A 4,685-nucleotide genomic window follows, 5' to 3' on the forward strand; every position below is an offset into this window, starting at 1 on the left:
GGCAAAAATACAGAAAGGGGAAGCTCCAGATGTAGACTTATCCACAATCGAGTAGCCAAAAATACCTTTAAACCGTGTGGCTCAAAATTCGACTGCAAACTGGCTCAGATTGACGCTGGAATCAACACTGTTACCGGTGGTAGCGCTGGCGCTCTTGGTCGTCTTTATCCAGGCTGGACCGCAGTTCGCGCCATTGGACCGTTTTGATCGGCGCTGGTTAGCCATCCTGATCTGGGCGCTCATAGGCGATATGTCATTTCCCTGGCTCCTTTCTATGCCTCACGAAATTAAAGGTCAAAGCTTAGAGGGGCGAATTTTGCGAGATTTGTGCAGCTTGGGTGCGGGCATGGCGGTCTGGTTTTGGTTTCGAATGGCAATCTGGAAGGTCTCAATCACTGTCACTGCCGTGCGCTGGATACTGTGCAGTTTCTCACCGGTACTGCCCTTTTTAGTGGTGCAGGCTGGGGTCGTGCTTACAGACTCCTCGTTGGCCCATGCAGCGGATGATCTATTGGCGATGCTTCGCAGTCCGATTCAAGGCAAAAGTTACGGGAAGATATTTGGCACTGCGCCGGAGGCGTCAATGCTTGCGGACCAGCTGTTGACTTTGTGGATTCCATTTGCATTGGCGTCTGTGCTGCTAGGTGGATCCCTATTTCGTTCACGATTACTTGGATTGCGGATCGAGGTTCTTTTGCTGTTCTCAACCTTGCTCGCACTACTGCTTTCCCAATCACGCATCGGACTGATCGCTATGGCTTTTATGGGGGGAAGCGCATGGTTGGCGATATTTAAGTCCCGTGGTGGGTGGGGTAATTTGAAGTTGCTTTTCTTGCCGCTAGTGCTCGTGTTCATCGGTTCAATCATTGCGGCCACAGGCGGAGATCGTCTGCAGTCGTTCATTGATAGCTTCGGAGGCGTGGACTCCTCTATTGATGAGGGAGTTTGGTCCAACGTCACGCGAATGGCCACGATTACCTCGGGATTGAGTATGGCAACAAGTTATCCAATGGGTGTTGGTACGGGTGCATTTCCATATATGTTCGAACAAAGTGTCCCTGAGTGGGGCTTGATCAGTCCGGAAATCCGAGCGCTGTTGAGTGGTGACACTGAATATCTTCGGATTGCCACTGGCACTGATGGAGGCGACATTGTCAGTCGGTTGCCAGATGCAAAGGCATTGCCTATTCGTGTGCTTGCTGAGCTCGGTCTACCCGGATTCTTCTTGCTGCTCAGCATTTGGACTGGACTCGTAGGTGGCTGTTGGCGGCGTTTTATGTCTTGCCAGCAGGCAAGTCCCCTCAAGTTGGTGAGCCTTGGCGTGCTTTTGTCACTTCTTGCTATGTTGCCATTGTCTTTCAGTATTAACAGCTATGTATGGGTTCATTGGATATTAATCGCCGCAATGGCGGCCAGACTATATCTTCCGCGTACAAGAACTAACTGTCGTACGCACACCCGAGCAGAGTCCCTTCGGGCTCCAGCCCCTCATCCTCTTACCAACCAGTTTGAATCGGAATGAAGCGTATCTTGGTCATCCACTGTGACATCTATGGGTTCGGCGGTGCCGAGAACTTCGCCATCAAATTAGTTAGAACTCTGCAGGACTTCGAATTCGATGTGACAGTTCTTCATTCGGGCGGGACGCTGGATGTAGTGCGTATCCGCGAGCGAATGGGTATCGAGCTTGATCCCTCGAAGGTACGATTCGTTCAGATCAGCATGTTCCGACGTTTCCCCGGCCTTCTGGCGGGCGCTCTACTACTGCGCTATGCATTCGTGCTCAGGCAGGCACGTCAGATCGCCAATGACTTCGACTTTATTGTGGGAACTTATGGAGAAACTCCGCTTTTGGTCAAAAAGCTCTTACAGACAGTGCACATACCGCTGTTTTTTTTCGACCGAGAGAGCCTTTGTTACTTGGGAGTGCGCGCTCCGACTATTTTGCAGTTGGCTGTTCGGAGCGCTTATGTGATCGTTTCCAGACTGATTGCTGGGTGGTCCCGTGAAACGGTATCCAAGCACCTAATGATTACCAATTCGCAATGGACAGCTGCTCAGTTCGCACGGCACTACCCGAAGGCCCGCATCGAATCGATCTACCATGGGGTTGCTACAGCTATTGCGGCCGGTCACCCCGACTACCTTGCACACGAACAACGTTCCAATACAGTGGTGATCATTGGACGGGTAGTCCCCTTCAAGCGCGTGCACTTGGGCATAGAAATTGTCGACCGCTTGCGTGCCCTCGGTCATCATGATCTCGGCTTGTTGATCATCGGCGGGGGGGGGGGCGCCTACGTCCAGGCCATTGAGGTCATGCAGGCTAGTCGGCCATATATCGAGTGGCGGCGGGACCTCCCGAGACTGGAGATGGAAAAGATCATCGCCCGGCAACGTTGGGGTTTGCATGTCGCACAGAACGAACATTATGGACTGGCCCCGCTGGAATTACAGCGCCTAGGCTGCGTGACCTTCGTGCATAACAGTGGGGGTCAGGTTGAGGCTGTGCGTGATGCTGACCTTAAGTACGACGACATTGATGATGCGGTAGAGAAGATGGACCGTGTCATTCGAGATGGAGGCTGTTCCCAGCGCTTGTTCGAAGGCCTGCCAGAAAATGTTGCGGTCCACACGACGGATGGCTTTCGGCTTCGGTTCATACAACGTATGCGTGAGGAGGGCTTTTTTGATGCCTGATGCTCGCCATGCATATCTATCGCTAAACAATGTAGGACATGCCTCGTGAGATTTCAACTATACGGCAGCATGATCAGGATTGCCTTGCGGGCGCTTGGCATGATGCTCAACGCGGCGACCTTTGCGCTGGCTGCTCGGACGCTCTCGACGGTGCATATGGGAATCTGGGCACTGGCCACAGCATTGACCACGATCACACTGAGTCTTGACCTTGGCTTATCCTGTACCTTACGCAACCGTCTCGCGGACAAGCCGGAAGAAGGACAAATGTTGTTCCAGCAGGTATTTAGCCTATGCTTGTTGGTGGCCTCGGTTTATTGCTTGGCGATCCTGGTCGGCGGTGGTATCGCGTTGGGCTTATGTTGGCCTTGCTCTGAATTTTGGAACCCGCTTCGCCAGACGATGGTTGCGTCACTGCTGACGGGTGTCAGTTTGATCTTGTTGCGTCTGCCGTTCAACCTTGCAGCCAACGCCTGCTACAGCTACAACGAACCTAATTTCCCGATCTACTGGGAACTCTTCAATTTTTCTACCTCTTTCTTACTAGTCGCCACAGCAGCCTACTTCCACGGGGGACCCGTGCTTTCAACCGCTGCCTATCTTTTGGGGGGCACATTGACTGGTCTTTGTAGTACGGCCCACTGGTTACGACGCCGCGGTTGGTCCATGCAGCTTAAGTGGCCGCAGCATGCCAGAGCGTGGATTCGCGGTGGAGCTTCCTTTGGCTTTCTTCAACTGGCTGCTTTAGGCCTCACTGCATTACCCAGCTTTCTTGTTGGCAGCTTAGTTCAGCTAGAGGATGTAACCATCGCCCGCGCTAGCATGATCTTGTGTCAAGCTACTCTGTTGTTGCACCTAGCTCACGCGATGCCGCTGTGGACTGAGTTCACACAACTGCGTGGCAGTGTGGATTGCCAACCAAGGTTGGTGGCCCTCAGGCGCCGGTTGCATCTCGAAAGCGGCTTACTCCTATTAGCCTTCACATGCATGGCGCTAATGCTTCCATGGGCGATCGGTGTATGGCTCGACCGCAACGTGGACATTCGTGTAACCACAGCATTCTGTGCATGGGGTGCAGGCTGCGGTCTATACAACTTACATTCTCTTGTGCTTAACGGTGGGGGCCGCCCACTGCTAACTGCTGCTGCTGTCATACCGGGTGGAGCGCTGGCAACACTACTTGCTTGGCTGCTCTCCCCGACCATGGGCACCCCAGGCATAGCATTGGCGTTCGCACTGGGTGCGGTGGTTTCCGCAACTGTCATGATGCTATTGGCCCACTTTGCTATGCGTTCAACTGAGACTGAGCGAAGTAGTCTCGTCACGCGCTAACAAGAAATGGCGCATATCCTGATATGAGTTCATCCGCGTCTACCCGACTCCCGCGTGTCTTGATGGTATGCAGCCGGCCGCTCGGTGTTGCTGCGGAGTCCGGACGCGAGAAGACTATGTTTCAAATACAGGATGCTCTAGCCGCTGGCGGGATAGTCGAGGTGCTAGTCCTGCCTTCCATTCTACAAGCTCGCAGCCTAGGCGGCACACTATGCATGCTGCTGGGCTGGCTGAGCGGAATAGTTTCTGGCCATCAGATGCCTCTGCAGTCGCTCTTATTCTGGCAGCGTCGCCACCGTCGGGATATCGAGGTGGCTGTGGAGCGCTTCGCGCCTGATACCGTTTACTTTGATGGGGTTCGTACCGGTGCATACCTGCCAGGCCTGTCTCGACAGTATCCAGGCTTACGTTTGGTTTGCGATTTTGACGATTTGATGTCACGCCGAATGGCGTATCTGGTGCAGAACAAGCAACCGGTGTCGCTTGGGTACATGGCCAAATATTTTCCAGGCTGGGTCGAGCGGCAGTATGCGTCCGGCCATCCCATATTGACCGCTGACCTCGGTCATGCCTGACAGTTAGACAGCAATGTCTTGCCAGCGGTGCGGCAGTAATTCCCCGATCTGGCTGGCCCGCTGTGTTGGTAGACGTGT

General features: G+C 53.7%; 4 protein-coding genes. All 4 read left to right on the plus strand.

The window, feature by feature from the left end; genetic code table 11:
- The first annotated feature begins 76 nt into the window (after positions 1-76).
- Complete coding sequence (locus tag DIC66_RS22550; RefSeq protein WP_147321398.1) at positions 77-1,522, plus strand: O-antigen ligase family protein; 1,446 nt, start codon at positions 77-79, stop codon at positions 1,520-1,522.
- Positions 1,519-2,700, plus strand: a complete 1,182-nt coding sequence (locus DIC66_RS22555) for a glycosyltransferase (protein WP_117180434.1) — start codon at positions 1,519-1,521, stop codon at positions 2,698-2,700. Before DIC66_RS22550 ends, DIC66_RS22555 begins: the two co-directional genes overlap by 4 nt.
- Positions 2,701-2,769: 69 nt before the next feature.
- Entirely contained in the window at positions 2,770-4,032 is a 1,263-nt protein-coding gene (locus DIC66_RS22560; protein ID WP_117180435.1) for an MATE family efflux transporter, read from the plus strand.
- A gap of 215 nt (positions 4,033-4,247) precedes the next feature.
- Positions 4,248-4,607: a hypothetical protein gene (locus DIC66_RS22565; RefSeq protein WP_233506083.1), complete on the plus strand. Its 360-nt coding sequence runs from the start codon at positions 4,248-4,250 to the stop codon at positions 4,605-4,607.
- The last annotated feature ends 78 nt before the right edge of the window (positions 4,608-4,685 follow it).

The organism is Rhodoferax lacus (assembly GCF_003415675.1).
Classification (GTDB): domain Bacteria; phylum Pseudomonadota; class Gammaproteobacteria; order Burkholderiales; family Burkholderiaceae_C; genus Allorhodoferax; species Allorhodoferax lacus.